The organism is Micrococcus sp. Mcc28, assembly GCF_024519775.1.
Classification (GTDB): Bacteria; Actinomycetota; Actinomycetes; order Actinomycetales; family Micrococcaceae; genus Micrococcus; species Micrococcus luteus.
Genome location: NZ_JALJRH010000013.1, coordinates 49671 through 67547, shown reverse-complemented (window position 1 = coordinate 67547; position 17877 = coordinate 49671). Strand labels below are relative to the sequence as shown.

Here is a 17877-nt window from a genome sequence, read left to right as displayed (position 1 = left end):
GGGGGTCCTCACGTGGAGTAGGCGGAGTTCTCGTGGACGTAGTCGTGCGTCAGGTCGTTGGTCCAGACCGTGGCCTCGGCGTCGCCGGCGTGCAGGTCGACCTCGACGAGCACCTCGCGGGCCGTCAGGTCCACGCGGGAGCGGTCCTCCCCCACACCGGAGGCGCGGCACACCTGGACGCCGTTGAAGCGCACGTCGAGGGCGTACGGGTCGAAGGCGGCGACCGACTCCGGGACCGTGCCGACGGCGGCGATCACGCGTCCCCAGTTCGGGTCCTGGCCGAAGATCGCGGTCTTGAACAGGTTGGAGCGGCCGACGGCGCGGGCGACGGCCTCGGCCGCCTCCTCGGTCTCGGCGTGGACCACGCGCACGGCGATGTCGTGCCGGGCGCCCTCGGCGTCGGCGACGAGCTGGCGGGACAGGTCCGCGCAGACCTCGTGGAGGGCCGCGGCGAACGCCTCGGGCGCGGGCGCGGTCCCGGACGCGCCCGAGGCCAGCAGGATCACGGTGTCGTTGGTGGACATGCACCCGTCCGAGTCGACCCGGTTGAAGGTGGCGCGCACGGCCTCGCGCAGGGCCGCGTCGAGGGCGGGGGCGGGGACGTCGGCGTCCGTGGTGATGACGCTGAGCATGGTGGCCATGCCGGGTGCCAGCATGCCCGCGCCCTTGGCCATGCCGCCCACGGTGAAGCCCTCGCCGCGGGCCACGGCGGTCTTGGCCACGGTGTCCGTGGTCTTGATCGCGACGGCGGCGTCCTCGCCGCCGGCCGGGCTCAGGGCGGCGACCGCCTCGGACACGCCCGCGGTGAGGGTGTCCATCGGCAGGCGTTCGCCGATGAGGCCGGTCGAGCAGACGAGCACGTCGTCGGCGGCGGTCCCGAGGGCCGCGGCCGCGTGCTCGGCGGTGCGACGGGCGTCCTCGAGGCCCTCGGCGCCGGTGGCCGCGTTGGCCCCGCCGGAGTTCAGGACGACCGCGGTGGCGCGGCCGTCCCGCACGGCGCGGCGGGTCCAGACCACGGGGGCGGCCGCCACCCGGTTCTCGGTGAGGACGGCGGCGGCCGCGTCGCGCGGGCCCTCGTTGACGACGACGGCGACGTCGGGCGTGCCCGAGGCCTTCAGCCCCGCGGTGACGCCGGCCGCCCGGAACCCCTGTGCTGCGGTGACGCTCACGGCGCGACCCCCTGCTGCTCGAGCCCCGCCTGCTCCGGCAGGCCCAGGGCGATGTTCATGGACTGCACGGCGCCGCCGGCCGTGCCCTTGGTGAGGTTGTCGAGCGCCGCGCAGACGATCACGCGGCCGGCCCGCTCGTCCACGGCGAGCTGCAGCTGCACGTGGTTGGAGCCGAGGACCGCCTTCGTGGTGGGCCACTGCCCCTCGGGGAGCAGGTGCACGAAGCGTTCGCCGCCGTAGGCCGCGGCCCATGCGGCGCGCACGTCCGCGGCGGCGACGCCGGGGCGCAGCCGCGCCGTGGCCGTCGCGAGGATGCCGCGCGACATCGGCGCGAGCGTGGGCGTGAAGGAGACGCGGACCGGCTCGCCGGCCGCCTGGGCCAGACCCTGCTCGATCTCCGGGGTGTGCCGGTGCCCGCCGCCGACGCCGTACGGGCGCATCCCGCCCATGACCTCGGCGCCGAGCAGGTGCGGCTTGAGCGCCTTGCCCGCCCCGGAGGTGCCCGAGGCGGCGACGATCACCACGTCCTGCGGCTCGAGCAGCCCCGCGGCGAAGCCGGGCGCGAGGGCGAGGATCGAGGTGGTCGGGTAGCACCCGGGGACGGCGATGCGGCGGGTGCCGGCGAGTCGCTCGCGCTGACCGGGCAGCTCGGGCAGGCCGTAGGGCCAGGTCCCGGCGTGCGCGGTGCCGTAGAAGGCCTCCCAGTCCGCGGCGGACTCGAGGCGGTGGTCGGCGCCCGCGTCGATCACCAGGGTGTCCGGGGAGCGCTCGGCGATCTCGGCCGCGAGCGCCCCGGAGGCCCCGTGGGGCAGCGCGAGGATCACGACGTCGTGACCGGCGAGGACGTCCGCGGTGGTCTCGGCGAGGACGCGGTCCGCTAGGGCGTGCAGGTGCGGCTGGAGGGCGCCGAGGCGCTCCCCCGCGTTCGAGTGGGCCGTGATGGCTCCGACGGTGACGGACGGGTGGCCGGCGAGCAGGCGCAGGGCCTCTCCCCCGGCGTAGCCGCTGGCTCCGGAGACGGCGACGGTGTGGGTCATGGCCCCATCCTAGCGTAGATATGCGTTACACGGAATATCTATGCGTTGACTCGGGTCCCTCGGGACGGGCCGGATGTCCGGGCCCGCTCCTAGAGTGGGGCCATGACCACTGCGAACACCCCCGCCGTCCCCCGCACCCACCACGCCGTCGTCGTGTCCGCCACGGGCGGCCCCGAGGTCCTGCAGTGGACCGAGACGGAGGTGCCCTCCCCCGCACCGGGGCACGTGCTGGTGCGGACCGCCGCGGCGGGCCTGAACTTCATCGAGACGTACCAGCGCTCCGGGGTCTACGCGATAGACCTGCCCTTCACCCCCGGCACGGAGGGCTCCGGCGAGGTCGTCGCGCTCGGCGAGGGCGTGGACGCCGCGCTCCTGGGGGCCCGTGTCGCCACCGCGACGGCCACCGGTGCGTACGCCGAGCACTTCACCGCCCCCGCGGATCGTCTCCTCGCCGTCCCGGAGGGCATCGACCTGGCCGAGGCCGCCGCCCTTCCGCTGCAGGGCATGACGGCCCACTACCTCTGCCGGTCCACCTTCCCGGTGGAGGAGGGCCACACGGTGGTCGTGACGGCCGGTGCCGGCGGCGTGGGGCTCCTGCTCACCCAGCTCGCGACGGCCCGCGGCGCCCGCGTGGTCACCACGGCGTCCACGGAGGAGAAGCGGGAGCTGTCCCGGGGCGCGGGCGCCGTCGCCGCGGTGGACTACCCGGACCTCGCCGCCACGGTGGCCGAGCTGACCGACGGCGAGGGCGCGCACGCCGTGTTCGACGGCGTGGGGAAGGACACCTTCGACACCTCGCTCGAGGTGCTGCGCGTGCGCGGCACGCTCGTGCTCTTCGGCGGGGCCTCCGGGCAGGTGCCCCCCTTCGACCTGCAGCGGCTCAACGCGGCCGGCGCGCTGTACGTCACCCGGCCCTCGCTGGTGCACTACACGCGCACGGGCGAGGAGACCCGCTGGCGTGGTGGAGAGGTGTTCGGGGCGTGGGCCTCCGGCGAGCTCGACGTACGGATCGGCGAGCGCTTCCCGCTGGCGGACGCGGCCGCCGCGCACGCCGCACTCGAGTCCCGGTCGACGACGGGCAAGGTGCTGCTCACCCTGTCCTGAGCCGGACCCGCCCGGTGCCTTCCAGGCGCCCCGCGCGGCCGCGGGCGGGGCATAGAATGTCCCGCTGCGGCCTGGTCCGCGTCCGACCCTCGGTTTGCCGCTCACACCCCCGGAGGCCCCTGTGTCCCTTTCGTCCGCCGCGCCCACCCCGCCCTCCGTCCCCCTCGACCCCGCGGGCGGGCCGCATCGGCCGCAGCTGCCCGGCTCCGAGCGCACCCCGCCCGCCCGGACGCTCGTGGAGCTCTTCGACGCCACGGCGCGCGAGCACCCGGACGCGACCGCCCTGGACGACGGCGTCGAGCCGCTGACGTACGCGGAGCTGCGGGAGCGCGTCGACGAGACCGCCCGCCACCTGTGGGCCGCCGGCGTGCGGGCGGGAGACCGGGTCGGCGTGCGGATCGCCTCGGGCACGGCCGCGCTGTACGTCTCGATCCTCGGCGTGCTCGCCGCCGGCGCGGCCTACGTCCCCGTGGACGCGGACGATCCGGAGGAGCGCGCCCGCCTCGTGTTCGGCGAGGCGAAGGTGGCCGGCGTCCTCACCGACGAGCGGGTCTACGCCCCGCACCCCGAGCACACCGCGGACCCGGCCGCGGAGGCCCGCGCCCCCGGGCTCGAGGACGACGCGTGGATCATCTTCACCTCTGGCTCGACGGGCACCCCCAAGGGCGTGGCGGTGAGCCACCGCTCGGCCGCGGCCTTCGTGGACGCCGAGGCGCGGATCTTCCTGGCGGACGATCCGCTCGCCCCGGGCGACCGCGTGCTGGCGGGACTGTCCGTCGCGTTCGACGCCTCGTGCGAGGAGATGTGGCTCGCCTGGCGTCACGGTGCGTGCCTGGTCCCGGCCCCCCGCTCGCTCGTGCGCTCCGGCATGGACCTCGGCCCGTGGCTCGCCGAGCGGCGCATCACCGCCGTGTCCACCGTGCCGACCCTCGCCGCGATGTGGCCCACCGAGGCCATGGACAACGTCCGGCTGCTGATCTTCGGCGGCGAGGCCTGCCCGCCCGAGCTCGCCGCGCGCCTGGCGGAGGACGGCCGCGAGGTCTGGAACACCTACGGCCCCACGGAGGCCACCGTCGTCGCGTGCGCGGCCCCGCTCACGGGTCTCGGCCCGGTCCGCATCGGCCTGCCCCTGGACGGCTGGGACCTGGCCGTCGTCGACCCGCAGACCACGCTGCCCGTGGCCGAGGGCGAGACGGGCGAGCTGATCATCGGCGGCGTCGGCCTGGCCCGCTACCTCGACCCGGCCAAGGACGCCGAGAAGTACGCCCCCATGCCCTCCCTCGGCTGGGAGCGTGCCTACCGCTCCGGTGACCTCGTGGTCTTCGAGCCGGAGGGCCTGCTGTTCGTCGGCCGCGCCGACGACCAGGTGAAGCTCGGCGGCCGCCGCATCGAGCTCGGCGAGGTGGACGCGGCCCTCCAGGCCCTGCCCGGCGTCCACGGCGGCGCCGCGGCCGTGCAGACCACCCCGGCGGGCCACCAGATCCTCGTCGGCTACCTCGTCCCCGCGGACCCCGAGGCCGAGCTCGACCTGCACATGGCCCGCGAGCACCTCGCGGCGGAGCTGCCGGCCGCACTCGTGCCCCGGCTGGCCGTCGTGGACTCCCTGCCCACGAAGACCTCCGGCAAGGTGGACCGCCACGCGCTGCCGTGGCCCCTGCCCGGCGCCGAGGTGGACGAGGACGCGCCCCAGCCGAACGAGGACACCGCCGACGGCTGGGTGCTGCGCCAGTGGGCGGACGTGCTCGGCGCGCCCCCCAAGGACGCCGACACCGACTTCTTCGAGGCCGGCGGCGGCTCGCTCGCCGCTGCCCAGCTCGTGGCCCGCCTGCGCCTGCGCCACCCGGCCGTGACCGTCCAGGACGTCTACCGCAACCCCACCGCCGGGGCCCTCGTGGCCGCCGTCGTGGGCGACGACGGCCCCCGCGGCATCGAGGTGCACGACCGGCACGTCGACCGCACCCGCCACCGCACCCAGTGGGTCCAGACCCTCGTGGGACTGCCCGTGTTCGTCCTGCCCGCCCTGCGCCTGGGCGTGTGGACCGGCCTGGCCCTGAACCTGCTGACGCTCTCCGGGCTCGCGCCCGGGCTGCCCACCGTGCCGTGGTGGGTGCTGATCGTGGCCGGTCTGCTGGTGGTGACCGTGCCCGGCCGCATGCTGCTCACCGCCGCGACGGCCCGGCTGCTGCTGCGCGGCGTGAGCCCCGGGTCCTACCCGCGCGGTGGCCGCGTCCACCTGCGCCTGTGGCTCGCCCAGCAGATCAGCGACCTCGTGGACCCCTACTCGCTGGCCGGCGCCACGTGGGTGCCCGCCTACGCGCGACTGCTGGGCAACCGGATCGGCAAGGACGTGGACATGCACACCGTGCCACCGGTCACCGGCATGCTCACGGTCGAGGAGGGCGCCGCGATCGAGCCTGAGGTGGACCTGTCCGGCTACTGGGTCGACGGCGACGTCGTCCGGCTCGGCGAGGTGCGCATCGGCGCGGACGCCGTCGTGGGCGCCCGCTCCACGCTCCTGCCGGGCGCCCAGGTCGGCGCCGGGGCGCACGTCGAGGCCGGGTCCACCGTCGCCGGGCGGGTGCGCGGCGGCCAGCGCCACGCCGGCTCCCCCGCCGTCAAGGTGGGCAAGGTGAAGTCCCGCGGCCCCGCCGAGGCGCCGCGGGAGACCCCGGGCTGGCGCCTGATGGCGACCGTCCTCTCGACCCTCATCTCCCTCCTTCCGCTCGTCTCCGCCGCCGCGGCGGCCGCGGTGGCCGCGTGGTCGCTGACCTGGTGGCCGCCGGCCCCGGAGGCGGGGCCGCTGGCCGCCGTCGGGACCACCGCGGCGCGCCTGCTGGCCGCAAGCCCCCTGGTGGCCGGCGTCTGGTTCCTGACCCAGATGCTGCTCGTGCTCGTCACCGTGCGCCTGCTCGCGCTCGGCATCACGGAGGGGCACCACCCCGTGCGCTCCCGGGTCGGCTGGCAGGTGTGGGCCACCGAGCGCGTCCTCGACGCCGCCCGCGACCAGCTGTTCCCGATCTACGCCTCCCGCTTCACGCCGACGTGGCTGCGCCTGCTGGGCGCCGGGGTGGGCCGCGGCGTCGAGGCCTCCACCGTGGTGCTCCTGCCCTGCATGACCCGCGTGGGCGACGGCGCGTTCCTCGCCGACGACACGATGGTCTCCTCCTACTCCCTCGACGGCGGGTGGATGCACGTGGCCCCCGCGAAGGTCGGCAAGCGCTCGTTCGTGGGCAACTCCGGCATGGTGCCCGGCGGCCGCACCCTGCGCCGCGACTCGCTCGTGGCGGTGCTGTCCACCACCCCGGCCAAGACCAAGGCGGGCACGTCCTGGATGGGCTCCCCGCCCGTGCGCCTGCGCCGCAACGAGGTCACCGCAGACGCCGCCCTCACCTACGACCCGCCGGCCCGGCTCAAGGCCGCCCGCACCGCCTGGGAGCTGCTGCGCGCGATCCCGGTGTGGCTGCACGTGGCCCTGTCCCTCGCCGTCGGCGCGACGCTGGCCGCCCTCATCGCGGTCGGCACGTGGGCGCTGGCCTTCGTCCTGGGCGGCGTCGTCCTGCTCGCGGCCGGCGCGGTCGCGGCGAGCCTGACCGTGCTCGCCAAGCGGGTCTTCGTCGGCCGGATCCGCGCGGGCGAGCACCCGCTGTGGTCCTCGTTCATCTGGCGCAACGAGGTCGCGGACACCTTCACCGAGTTCCTCGCCGCCCCGTGGTTCAGCCGGGCCGCGGCCGGCACCCCCGCCCTGGTCTGGTTCCTGCGCGCGATGGGCGCCCGCATCGGCCACGGCGCCTGGGTCGAGTCCTACTGGCTGCCCGAGGCCGACCTCGTGGAGCTCGGCGACGGCGCCACCGTGAACCGCGGCTGCGTCGTCCAGACCCACCTGTTCCACGACCGCGTGATGTCCCTGGACGCCGTCGTCCTGGAGGACGGCGCCACCCTCGGCCCCCACTCCGTGGTGCTGCCCGCCGCCCGCCTGGGCCGCGGCACCACCGTCGGTGCCGGGTCCCTCGTGATGCGCGGCGAGGAGCTGCCCGCCGGCACGTGGTGGCTCGGCAACCCGGTCTCCCCGTGGCGTCGTCCCGACGGCGACCCCGCCGCCGCGGCCACCCCCTCCCGAGAGGAAGCATGAGCACCGATCCCTACGTCCCGGGCGTCGGCACCGACGCCGCCACCGTCGAGCACATCGCACTGGACCTCGACGTGCGCCTGGCCGCGAACCGGGTCTCCGGCACCGCCGTCCTGCGCGTGCGCCTGACGAAGCAGAGCCGCCGCATCGAGCTGGACCTGTACCGGCTGCGCGTGTCCCGGGTGGACGCCGTCGTCGACGGCCGCGCCGTCGCCTCCTCGTTCACCCAGCCGGGCCGCGCCCCGAGCCGCCTCGTCGTCGACCTGGACGAGAGCCGGCCGGAGGGCACGCTCGTGGAGCTGACCGTGGTCTACGCGGGCACGCCCACGCTGCGGCGCAGCCCGTGGGGCACGATCGGCTGGGAGGAGCTCACGGACGGCGTGCTCGTGGCCGGGCAGCCCCACGGCGCCTCCACGTGGCTGCCGTGCGTGGACTCCCCCACCTCCCGCTCGACGGCGGAGATCACCCTCACCTGCGACGCGGGCTACCTGCCCGTCGCCAACGGCGTGGGCGCGCCCGTGCGCACGCGCGGCTCGCGGGTCACGTGGCGGTGGCGGCTCGACCAGCCCGTGCCCGCCTACCTGCTCAGCGTGCAGATCGGCCGCTACCGGCTCGTGGACGCCGCCCCTCCCGCCGAGGGCCTGCCGCCGCTGCGCCTCGTGGTCTCCCCGCGGACCGAGCAGCGGGCCCTCCGGGCCCTTGCCCCCCAGCCGGCCATGATGGCCACGTTCATCGACGCCTACGGGCCATACCCATTCGAGGACTACACCGCGGTCGTGGCCGACGAGGAGCTCGAGATCCCGCTCGAGGCCGCGAGCATGTCGCTGTTCGGCACCAACCACCTGGACGGCTCGTGGGAGTCCGAGCGGCTGGTCGCCCACGAGATGTCCCACCAGTGGTTCGGCAACGCCGTGACCCTGGGCCGCTGGTCCGACCTGTGGCTGCACGAGGGCTTCGCCTGCTGGTCCGAGTGGCTGTGGGCCGAGGCCTCGGGGCGGTCCAGCATCACCTCGATGGCGCGGCGGGCCTGGCAGAAGCTGGCCGCGCACCCGGTGGAGCAGGCGCTGGCCGAGCCCGGGCCGGAGGAGATGTTCGAGGACTGGGTGTACAAGCGCGGCGCGCTCACCGTGGAGGCGCTGCGGCACCTGCTGGGCACGGACCTCTTCGGCTCCATGCTGCGCGCCTGGGTGCGGGAGCACCGGTTCGGCACCGTCGACTCCCTGGGGCTGCGCACGCACGTGCACGCGTGGGCCCCGCACGCCGGGGTGAGCCGAGCGCAGGTGGACGAGCTCTTCGACGCGTGGACGCTGCGGCCCGAGCTGCCGCCGTTCCCGGGCTGAGGCGGCAGCGCGGTCGACTCAGCGGCCCCGCAGCGCCAGCGCCCCGAGGAGACCGCCCGGCAGCCGGTCGGTGAGGTCCACCAGCACGACGTCGGCCGGCACGGTCAGTGCGTCGACGGCGGCGGGGTCGCCCGTGAAGCCGGTGCCGGCGGCCTTCACGAGCGCCTCCTTCCGCGTCCACAGCCGGGCCCGCGCGGCGGGCCTCTCGGGGGCGGGAAGCTCCCGCACCCGGGCGCGCTCCGCCGTCGAGAAGCCCACCCCGCCCAGGCCGTCCTCGTCCGCGAAGGCCGCGGCGTCCGCCCGCTCGACGTCCACCCCGAGGCCGAGCCCGTCGGCGGGCCGTGCCGGCGCCCACCACGCCCCGATCCGAGCCCGGTCCTCAGTGCCGGGCATCCGGACGCGCGTGAACGAGACGAGGGCGACCCGGCCGGGGGGCAGGCCGGTCAGCGCGGGGACGCCGTGCGCGGCCGAGCCGCAGCGCGGGCAGGCGTGCCGGAGCCCGAGCGGCCCCACCGGCACGCCCCAGGCCGCCGTCAGGGCGGTGCGCACCTGACCGAGCAGCGCGGAGACGGCGTCGGCCGCCCCCGCCGAGGCGGGGACGGCCGAGGTCAGGCCCCACGGGCCGGTCGCGACGGACACGGTCAGCGCTGGACCGCCCCGTGCCGCTGCGCCGCGAGCGCGGTGGCCGCGGCGCGGGCCTCGGAGACCTCCTCCGCGGTGAGCGTGCGGTCAGGGGCGCGGAAGCGCAGGGAGAACGCGAGGGACTTCCGCCCCTCCGGCACGCCCGCGCCCCGGTAGACGTCGAACAGCTCGACGGCCTCGAGCAGCTCCCCGGCATCCTCGGCGAGGGTCGCGCGCACGTCCCCGGCCACGACGGCCTCGTCCACCACGAGCGCCACGTCCTGCGTGCTCACGGGGAACGTGGACAGCGGTGCGGCGACCACGATCTCGGGGGCCGCGGCGCACAGCGCGTCCAGGTCCAGCTCCCACACGCTCGTGCGGGCGGGCAGGTCCTCGGCCTCGAGCCACTGCGGGTGCAGCTCGCCGGCGACGCCCACCACCCGGTCCCCGTGCTCGGTCACGACGACGAGCTCGGCCACCCGGCCCGGGTGGAACGCGTGGTGCCGGCCCTGCCGGACGGTCAGCTCGACGCCGAGGACGTCGGCCACGTCGAGGGCCCCGGCGATCGCGTCCTGCCAGTCCACCGGGCGGGGGTCGTGGTCCGGCCCGGGCGCCGAGTCGTGCCCGGCGTACAGACCGGCCACGTGCCACGGCTGAGCGGGGATGCCGGCCTCGAGGTCGGCGAGGACCTCGGCGGAGGGGTGGACCGCGCGCGGGGGGATCGTCGCCGAGCCCAGCTGCGCGCCGGGCAGGAAGACCAGCCCCATCTCGTACAGCGCCAGATCGCGGAAGCCGCGTCCGAGGTTGCGGCGCGCGGTCTCGACGAGGCCCGGCAGCAGCGACAGGCGCAGGTACCGGTACTGGGAGGCGATCGGATTGGCCAGGGCCACCATCGCCAGGGCCTGGCCCTGCGCGTCCGAGTCCGCCCCGAAACGCCGGTTCTGCTCCTCGGAGACGAACGGGTAGGCCAGCACCTCGGTGAGTCCCGCGGCCGCGAGCGCGGCCGACACGCGGCGACGCTGGGCCTGGCGGCGGGTGAAGCCGCGGCCCGGCGGGGCCACGGGCACCACGGAGGGGATCGCGTCGTAGCCGCGCAGGCGCGCGACCTCCTCGGCGAGGTCCTCGGGGATGCGCAGGTCCGTGCGCCACGACGGGGCGGTCACGGTCAGCCGCGGGGCGACGTCGGCGGCGGCCTCGGCGACGGTCACCTCGGCCCCCAGGGCCCGCAGCGTCACCACGACCTCGTCGGTCGTGTACGCCACGCCCACCAGGGCGGAGGGGAAGTCGGCGGCCATCTCGACGACGGCCGGCTGCGGCCGCGTCCCGACGTCGGTGACCCCGGGCTCGGCGGTGCCGCCGGCGAGCTCGACGAGCATCTGGACGGCCCGCTCGGCCGCCTCGTCGGCGATCTCCCAGTCGACGCCGCGCTCGTTGCGCTTCGACGCCTCCGAGGGCAGGCGGTGCCGGCGCCGCGTACGCGCGATCGACACGGGGTCGAAGTTCGCGGACTCGACCACGATCGTGGTGGTGGCGTCCGTGACCTCGGTGGCGGCCCCGCCCATGACGCCCGCCAGGCCGATGGGGCCGGAGTCGTCCGTGATGAGCAGGTCCTCCGCGTCGAGCTCGCGCTCCTTGCCGTCGAGGGTGGTCAGAGTCTCTCCGGCCCGCGCGCGGCGCACCACGATCTCGCCGGAGAGCGTGTCCGCGTCGTAGAAGTGCAGGGGCTGGCCCAGCTCCCACATGACGTAGTTGGAGATGTCCACCGGCAGGGAGATGGTGCGGATGCCGGCCAGGCGCAGGCGCGCGGCCAGCCACGGCGGGGTCGGGCGGGTCGCGTCCACGCCGGAGACCGTGCGGGCCACGAAGCGGGTGGCCCCGGGCTCGCCGTGGATCGGCGCGTCGTCGTCGATGCGGACGGCCGGGCCGGCGTCGTCGGCCGCGGGCGGGTGGACGGCGGCGGCCGGGTCCGTGAAGGGCACGCCGGTGGCGTGCGCGTACTCGCGCGCGACGCCGCGCATCGAGAACGCGTAGCCGCGGTCGGGCGTCACGTTGATCTCGGCGGCCTCGCCGTGCAGGTCCAGGACGTCCCGGGCGTCGGTGCCCGGCTCGGGGTCGAGCCCGAGGTCGCCGAGCACGATGATCCCGTCCGTGCCGTCGTCGCCCATGCCCAGCTCCGTGCTGGAGGCGATCATCCCGGCCGAGACGTGCCCGTAGGTCTTGCGGGGGCTGATGCGGAAGTCGCCGGGCAGCACCGCGCCGGGCAGGGTCACGACGACCTTGTCCCCGACCTCGAAGTTGTGGGCGCCGCACACGATGCCCTGCACGCCGGAGGGCTCGATGCCCTCGCCGGTGAGCGGCTGGGCGGCGCCCTCGGGAACCACCCGCACGGAGCACCAGTTGATGGTCTTGCCGTTCTTCTGCGGCTCGGGCTGCTTGGAGAGCACCTGCCCGACGACGATCGGGCCCTGCAGCTCGGCGGCCGGACGGTGGACGTCCTCCTCCTCGAGGCCGACGCGGACGAGGTCGGCCATCACGTCCTCGGCACGGTGCTCCGCGGGCACGGGGACGAACTCCCGCAGCCAGTCCAGGGGGATGCGCATGGATCAGACCTCCATTCCGAAGTGCTGGGAGAAGCGGACGTCGCCCTCGATCATGTCGTGCATGTCCGGGACCTCGTTGCGGAACATGAGCGTGCGCTCCACGCCCATGCCGAACGCGAACCCGGAGTACTCCTCCGGGTCCAGGCCCGCGGCGCGCAGCACATTCGGGTGCACCATGCCGCAGCCGCCCCACTCGATCCAGCGGGGCCCGCCCTTGGCGCCGGGGTGCCAGATGTCCAGCTCGGCGCTGGGCTCGGTGAACGGAAAGAAGTTCGGGCGCAGGCGGATGGCCGCCTCGGCCCCGAACATCTGGCGGGCGAAGTACTCGAGGGTGCCGCGCAGGTGGGCCATGGTCAGTCCCTTGTCCACGGCCAGGCCCTCGAACTGGTGGAACACCGGGGTGTGCGTGGCGTCCAGCTCGTCCGTGCGGAAGGTGCGGCCCGGGCACAGCACGTAGGTGGGGGCGCCCCGCTCGAGCAGGGAGCGCATCTGCACCGGGGAGGTGTGGGTGCGCAGCAGCAGGTGGGCCTCGGCCGGGGCCACGAAGAAGGTGTCCTGCATCTCGCGGGCCGGATGGTCCGGCGCGAAGTTGAGGGAGTCGAAGTTGAACCACTCGGACTCGAGCTCGGGGCCCTCCGCGATCTCCCAGCCCATGCCGACGAAGATCTCCGAGACACGGTCCATCGTCAGCGAGAGCGGGTGACGGGCGCCGACGCGGCGGCGACGGACCGCGGTGGTCACGTCCACCGTCTCCTCGCGCAGGATCCGCGCGGCCTGCTCCGCCTCGAGCACCTCGGTGCGGGCGGCCAGGGCCTTGCCCAGGCGGCCGCGTGCGGCGCCCATGAGCTTGCCGGCCTCCGCCTTGCGCTCCTTGGGCAGGGCGCCGATCGCCTTGTTCGCGAGAGTCAGGGGGGCCCGGTCGCCGGTGTGGGCCAGGCGGGCGGCCTTGAGCTCATCGAGGTCCGCCGCGGCCTCGTACGCGGCGAGCGCGGCCTGCACGGCGGCCTCCACCGCCTCCGCGTCCACGGGGGAGATCTCCGCCACGGGCGCGGTGGGTTCCGCGCCGGTCTCGGGGCTGGGTGTCATCAGGGCAACGACCTTCGCATGGGGGACGGTGGGACGCCCGTCAGTCTAGTGTCCGCCCCGGGCGCGCTCGGCCTAGGCTGAGGCGCATGACCGCCCCGGACTCCCTCGACGGCACCGACCCGCTGCTGCGGGGCGTGGGCCTGGACGCGCAGACCCGCTGCGCCCATTACGCCACGGCGCGGGACGTCGTCGCCCTGCGCTTCGCCTGCTGCCCCGCGTACTGGTCCTGCCACCGCTGCCACGCGGAGCTCGCCGACCACCCGGCCGTGCCGGTGCCGGCCGGCGACTTCGACCGGCCGCACGTGCTGTGCGGGGTGTGCCGCACCGAGCTGAGCGTGACCGCCTACCTCGCCCTCGAGGCCGCCGCCGATCCCGCGTGCCCGGCCTGCGGGGCGCCGTTCAACCCGGGCTGCGCCGCCCATGCCCCGCTCTACTTCGACGTCCCCGCGTCCGGGTCCCCCGCCGGTGAGGCCGATCCCGCGGCACAGCCATGACCGCCGCCCCCTCCCGGTCGTCGCCTCCGGCGCGCGTGCGGGCGCGCGGGCTGTGGAACCTGCTGAACCTGGCGACGCCACTGGGGCTGGTGGGCGCCGTCGTCGCCGGCTGCGCGCTGCGGCCCGGGCCGCACGGACTGATCGAGGCCCGCGGCTGGACGCACCGGTTCCCGGGCGGGGCCGCGTTCACGGTCGGCGACGTCGTGTTCACCCGCCCCGGCCTGCGCATGACGCCCGCGCTGTGGCGGCACGAGGCCGGCCATGCGGACCAGTACGCCCTCCTGCTGGGTCTGCCGTTCCTGCCGGCGTACGCGCTCGCGGCGGCGTGGTCGACGTGGCGGACCGGGGACCCGGCGTCGCGCAACGTCTTCGAACGACGCGCGGGCCTGGCCCTGGGCGGCTACGTCGAGCGGCCCGTGGTCCGCGGCCTGCGGCCGCGCCGCTGACGGGCACGGGCGGTCGCGCCGACGCGGACCCGGGGCCCGGGGAGGTCAGTGCAGGGTGCCGCCGGGGACGTCGAGGTCGGGGCCGCCGGCCAGCGCCGTCAGGGCGGCCTCGGCCACCGCGCGCGCCAGGTCGGCCGCGGGCAGCGCCGGGGTGTCCGGCGTCGGGCGGTGCTCGGCGTCCCACGGCACGTGGAGGAAGCCGGCGGCCCGGGCGGTGCCGGGGGCGTCGAGGAGGGCGTACATGACGTGGTTGCACACGAACGCGCCCGCGGACAGGGACGGCTCCGCGGCGACGCCGGCCGCCCGGATCGCGGCGACGGCACGCTTGGCGGGCAGGGTGGCGAACAGGGCCGCGGGCCCGTCGGCGCGCACGGGCCGGTCCACGGGCTGGTCCCCCGCGTTGTCCGGGATCCGGGCGTCCTGCAGGTTCACGGCCACCCGCTCGACCCGGACGGCCGCCGTGCCGCCGGCCAGCCCGACGGCGATCGCCACCTCCGGCCGGACCCGGTCGAGGGCCGCGGTCAGGGCAGACCCGGCCGCGCCGAACGCGCACGGCAGCTCGACCGCCTCGGCCGTCACACCCCGGTCCGCCAGGATGCCCACGGCGTCCCGTGCGGCGGCGGTCGACGGGTTGTGGACATCCCCGCCGAAGGGCTCGAAGCCCGTGAGCAGGACGCGGGTTACCGGGGCGGGTGCAGGGGAGGTCATGGCGACCACGGTAGGCGCGTCTGGGCGCCCGCGCCACGCCCGGACTCGAACACGCTTGCGGGTCGATTCGAACATGTGTTCTACTTCTGGCCATGCGATGGGAAGCGCAGACCCTGCGGTCCGAGGGCGGAGCCCAGCGGGCGACGGCCGGCACACCGGCCGGCTCCGCCGCCCTGCTGCCGCTCTCGGACCTGCAGCGGAGTGTCACCACCCCGGAGTTCGCGGGCGTCACCTTCCATGAGGTGGTCGCCAAGACCGCACTGAACTCGGTGCCGTCCGCCTCGGCAATGCCGTTCCGCTGGACCGTGAACCCGTACCGCGGCTGCACCCACGCCTGCCGGTACTGCTACGCCCGCAGCACCCACACCTTCCTCGAGCTCGATGCCGGAGCCGACTTCGACCGGCAGATCGTCGTGAAGGTCAACGTCGCCGAGGTGCTGCGCGCCGAGCTCGCCCGGCCCACGTGGGGCCGCGAGGCGGTGGCGTTGGGGACCAACACGGACCCGTACCAGCGGGCCGAGGGCCGCTACGCGCTGATGCCCGGGATCATCCGCGCCCTGGCGGATTCCGGCACCCCGTTCTCCGTGCTGACCAAGGGGACCCTGCTCGCGCGGGATGTGCCCCTGCTGCAGGCGGCCTCGCGTCAGGTGCCCGTGCAGGTCTCGCTGTCCCTGGCGATGCTCGATCCCGCCATCGCCGCCGCGGTCGAGCCGGGCACGCCGTCGCCGACCGCACGCCTGCGCCTGATCGAGCGGCTCGCCGCCGCGGGTGCGGACGTCACCGTCATGGCCATGCCTCTGCTGCCGTGGCTCACGGACGGGGACCGCGAGATCGACGCCCTCATGCGCGCGCTGGCGGACGCCGGAGCCGCGCGCGTCATGCCGGGCGCCCTGCACCTGCGGCCGGGCGCGAAGGAGTGGTACCTGGACTGGATCCGCCGTGAGCACCCGGATCTGCTGGCCGGCTACGAGCAGATGTACGCCCGGTCCGCCTACGCGCCCGAGTCGTACCGTCGCATGCTCACCCGGGTGGCCGGGGAGGCCGCCGCACGGCACGGCCTGGCCCGCGGCGGCGCCCACGGCATCCGGCGCGAGGACGGTCCCACGGCCCGGCGCACCCCGGCACCCCGGCCCTCCGCTCCGGCGGCGCAGCCCGCGCTGTTCTGACCGGTCCGCGGGGCGCGGCCGGCCGCGTGTCGACTCAGCGCCCCGCGGAGAACGCCGTGGCGGCGCCACGGAGCACCTCGGCCACGATCGGCCGGTCCGCCGGGATCCAGTCCAGGTGCCGCACGCCCGGCCCGGCGAGCGGCAGCCACGCCAGCAGATCGTGGTCCTGCAGGGCTCGGGGCCTCGCCCCCTCCTCCGCCAGGACGCCCCAGAACACCCGCATCCGGGCGCCGTTGGCCAGCTCCCACCCGGCCGGCTCCGGCGCCGCCACCTCGGGGCCGAGCCGCACGGCGACCCCGAGCTCCTCCCGACACTCCCGCAGCAGCGCCTCCTGGGCACCCTCCCCCGGCTCGACCTTGCCCCCGGGGAACTCCCAGAGTCCCCGCAGCGCGGCGGGCGCGCTGCGGCGGGCCGCCAGCAGGCGGGTCGGCGCGGCCGCATCGTCGAGCAGCGCGAGCCCCACGACCAGCCGCGGTCGCGCACCGTCCCGGGGCGACGTCGTCGGGCTGGCAGGGAGCACGGGGCGAGCAGGTGTGGCGGAGGTCATGAGCCCAGGCTAGCGAGGCCCCCGCCCCCGCAGACCGGAGTCCGTAGGCTGGGTCGGTGCCCACCCCCACTCCCGCCGCCGACGGCGCCCACGACCGTTCCCCCCGCGCCCCGCGTCCGACGCGCCCGGACCCGTCCATCCCACCGACCGCGCCGACGGGCCCCGGCGCGCTGCTGGGCGGCCGCCGCGTGCGTCTGCTGCCGGCCATCCTCGCGCTGGCCCTGGGCAGCTTCGCGATCGGCACCACGGAGTTCGCGATCATGGGGCTGCTCCCCCAGGCCGTGGCGGACCTGGGCATCGGGCTGGAGGCCGGCGGCGTGCTCATCTCGATGTACGCCCTCGGCGTGGTCGTCGGCGCCCCGCTGCTGGCGGCCGCCTTCGCCCGGGTGGACCGACGACTCACCAGCATCGTGCTGATGCTGCTCTTCCTCGCGGGCCACGTGGCCGCCTTCCTCGCCCCGGACGCGGCCACCATGATGGCCGCCCGCTTCATCTGCGGCCTGCCCCACGGGGCCTACTTCTCGGCGGCCGCCCTGGCCGCCGCGGACCTGGCCGGGCCCGCCCGCCGTGGCCAGGCCGTCGCATGGGTGATGGCGGGCCTGTCGGTGGCCAACGTGCTCGGCGTCCCGGCCGCCACCGCCCTGGGCCAGAGCGCGGGCTGGCGCTGGATGTTCGTCATCGTGGCGACGTGCGCGGCCCTGTGCGTGGCCGCCACCGCATGGCTCGTGCCGCCGGTCCCGGCGCCCGAGGGGGCGTCCGTGCGCCGCGAGCTGCGCGGCCTGGCGTCCGGGCGCCTGTGGGCCACGGTGGCCGTCGGCGTCCTCGGCTTCGCCGGCATGTTCGCCCTCTACACCTACATCGCCCCCCTGCTGACCACGGTGTCCGGCCTCGATGAGCGGTGGGTGCCCGCCGTCCTGGCCCTCTACGGGGTGGGCATGGTCGTCGGCACGCTCGTCGGCGGCGCCCTCACGGACCGCGACCCGGTGCGCACGCTGCGTCTGAGCTTCGCACTCAGCGCCGTCTTCCTTCTGGGCGTCGGCCTGACCGCGCAGTGGGCGCCCGTGATGGTGGTCTTCCTCTTCCTGGTGGCCGTCAGCGGCTCCGGGATCGCCCCGTCCCTGCAGGTGCTGCTGGTGGACTCCGCCCCCACCGCGCCGCAGTTGGCGGGCTCCCTGAACCACTCCGCACTGAACATGGCCAACGCCATGGGGGCCTGGGTCGGCGCGGCCGCGATCGGCGCCGGAGCCTCCCTGAGGACCCCGCCGCTCATCGGTGCCGCCATTGCCCTCGGCGGCCTCGTCCTCGCGCTCCTGCTGGTCCGACGCACCCCCGCCGTCGGCGCCGTCCCGCACGACGGCCCCTCCGCCGCCACCGTGTGAATCGCGTGCGGCGCGCTCGGTCCACGGGCGGCTGACCTCGCGATCGAGGGGTAG

14 protein-coding genes are annotated in these 17877 nt (G+C 76.0%); 7 read left to right on the top strand and 7 right to left on the bottom strand.

The window, feature by feature from the left end; genetic code table 11:
* Positions 1–8: 8 nt before the first annotated feature.
* A complete protein-coding gene (argJ, locus tag NR073_RS08400) occupies positions 9–1169 on the bottom strand; it encodes a bifunctional glutamate N-acetyltransferase/amino-acid acetyltransferase ArgJ (protein WP_101967704.1) in 1161 nt (386 codons plus the stop codon).
* Entirely contained in the window at positions 1166–2206 is a 1041-nt protein-coding gene (gene argC / locus NR073_RS08395; protein WP_095694725.1) for an N-acetyl-gamma-glutamyl-phosphate reductase, read from the bottom strand. Before argC ends, argJ begins: the two co-directional genes overlap by 4 nt.
* A gap of 102 nt (positions 2207–2308) precedes the next feature.
* On the opposite strand from argC, the gene NR073_RS08390 reads away from it, so the two are divergent.
* The 3 genes from NR073_RS08390 to NR073_RS08380 all read left to right on the top strand — a co-directional run bounded on the left by NR073_RS08390 (position 2309) and on the right by NR073_RS08380 (position 8776).
* The gene (locus tag NR073_RS08390; protein WP_101967703.1) at positions 2309–3310 is read left to right on the top strand and encodes a quinone oxidoreductase; all 1002 of its coding nucleotides are present in this window, start codon (positions 2309–2311) and stop codon (positions 3308–3310) included.
* A 121-nt stretch (positions 3311–3431) separates the two neighbouring features.
* Positions 3432–7439 carry a Pls/PosA family non-ribosomal peptide synthetase gene (locus NR073_RS08385; RefSeq protein ID WP_101967702.1) on the top strand — a complete coding sequence of 1336 codons (4008 nt, stop codon included), beginning with the start codon at positions 3432–3434 and terminating at the stop codon, positions 7437–7439.
* Complete coding sequence (locus NR073_RS08380) at positions 7436–8776, top strand: M1 family metallopeptidase (protein ID WP_256748737.1); 1341 nt, start codon at positions 7436–7438, stop codon at positions 8774–8776. Before NR073_RS08385 ends, NR073_RS08380 begins: the two co-directional genes overlap by 4 nt.
* An 18-nt stretch (positions 8777–8794) precedes the next feature.
* Here NR073_RS08380 and NR073_RS08375 read toward each other — a convergent pair whose 3' ends face one another.
* From NR073_RS08375 to pheS, 3 genes are read right to left on the bottom strand one after another with little or no spacing between them, the layout of a single operon-like run.
* Entirely contained in the window at positions 8795–9415 is a 621-nt protein-coding gene (locus NR073_RS08375; RefSeq protein WP_036337488.1) for a 4'-phosphopantetheinyl transferase superfamily protein, read from the bottom strand.
* A gap of 2 nt (positions 9416–9417) precedes the next feature.
* A complete protein-coding gene (gene pheT / locus NR073_RS08370) occupies positions 9418–11997 on the bottom strand; it encodes a phenylalanine--tRNA ligase subunit beta (RefSeq protein WP_256748736.1) in 2580 nt (859 codons plus the stop codon).
* Between the two features lie 3 nt (positions 11998–12000).
* On the bottom strand, positions 12001–13083 hold the full coding sequence (gene pheS, locus NR073_RS08365) for a phenylalanine--tRNA ligase subunit alpha (protein ID WP_012750956.1): 1083 nt from the start codon (positions 13081–13083) through the stop codon (positions 12001–12003).
* A gap of 86 nt (positions 13084–13169) precedes the next feature.
* Between pheS and NR073_RS08360 the strand changes: the two genes are divergently transcribed.
* Together NR073_RS08360 and NR073_RS08355 are read left to right on the top strand one after the other, a co-directional pair.
* Positions 13170–13577 carry a CHY zinc finger protein gene (locus tag NR073_RS08360; RefSeq protein WP_044659790.1) on the top strand — a complete coding sequence of 136 codons (408 nt, stop codon included), beginning with the start codon at positions 13170–13172 and terminating at the stop codon, positions 13575–13577.
* On the top strand, positions 13574–14023 hold the full coding sequence (locus tag NR073_RS08355) for a hypothetical protein (protein ID WP_036383186.1): 450 nt from the start codon (positions 13574–13576) through the stop codon (positions 14021–14023). Before NR073_RS08360 ends, NR073_RS08355 begins: the two co-directional genes overlap by 4 nt.
* A gap of 45 nt (positions 14024–14068) precedes the next feature.
* Here the strand turns inward: NR073_RS08355 and NR073_RS08350 are convergent, their stop codons facing one another.
* Positions 14069–14731, bottom strand: a complete 663-nt coding sequence (locus NR073_RS08350; RefSeq protein WP_044659793.1) for a hypothetical protein — start codon at positions 14729–14731, stop codon at positions 14069–14071.
* 92 nt (positions 14732–14823) lie between these two features.
* Between NR073_RS08350 and NR073_RS08345 the strand changes: the two genes are divergently transcribed.
* Positions 14824–15897 (top strand): Rv2578c family radical SAM protein, encoded by a 1074-nt coding sequence (locus NR073_RS08345; protein WP_041104195.1) that lies wholly within the window; start codon positions 14824–14826, stop codon positions 15895–15897.
* 34 nt (positions 15898–15931) lie between these two features.
* Here NR073_RS08345 and NR073_RS08340 read toward each other — a convergent pair whose 3' ends face one another.
* On the bottom strand, positions 15932–16444 hold the full coding sequence (locus NR073_RS08340; RefSeq protein WP_041104197.1) for a (deoxy)nucleoside triphosphate pyrophosphohydrolase: 513 nt from the start codon (positions 16442–16444) through the stop codon (positions 15932–15934).
* A 56-nt stretch (positions 16445–16500) separates the two neighbouring features.
* On the opposite strand from NR073_RS08340, the gene NR073_RS08335 reads away from it, so the two are divergent.
* Positions 16501–17823 carry an MFS transporter gene (locus NR073_RS08335; protein ID WP_044659789.1) on the top strand — a complete coding sequence of 441 codons (1323 nt, stop codon included), beginning with the start codon at positions 16501–16503 and terminating at the stop codon, positions 17821–17823.
* The last annotated feature ends 54 nt before the right edge of the window (positions 17824–17877 follow it).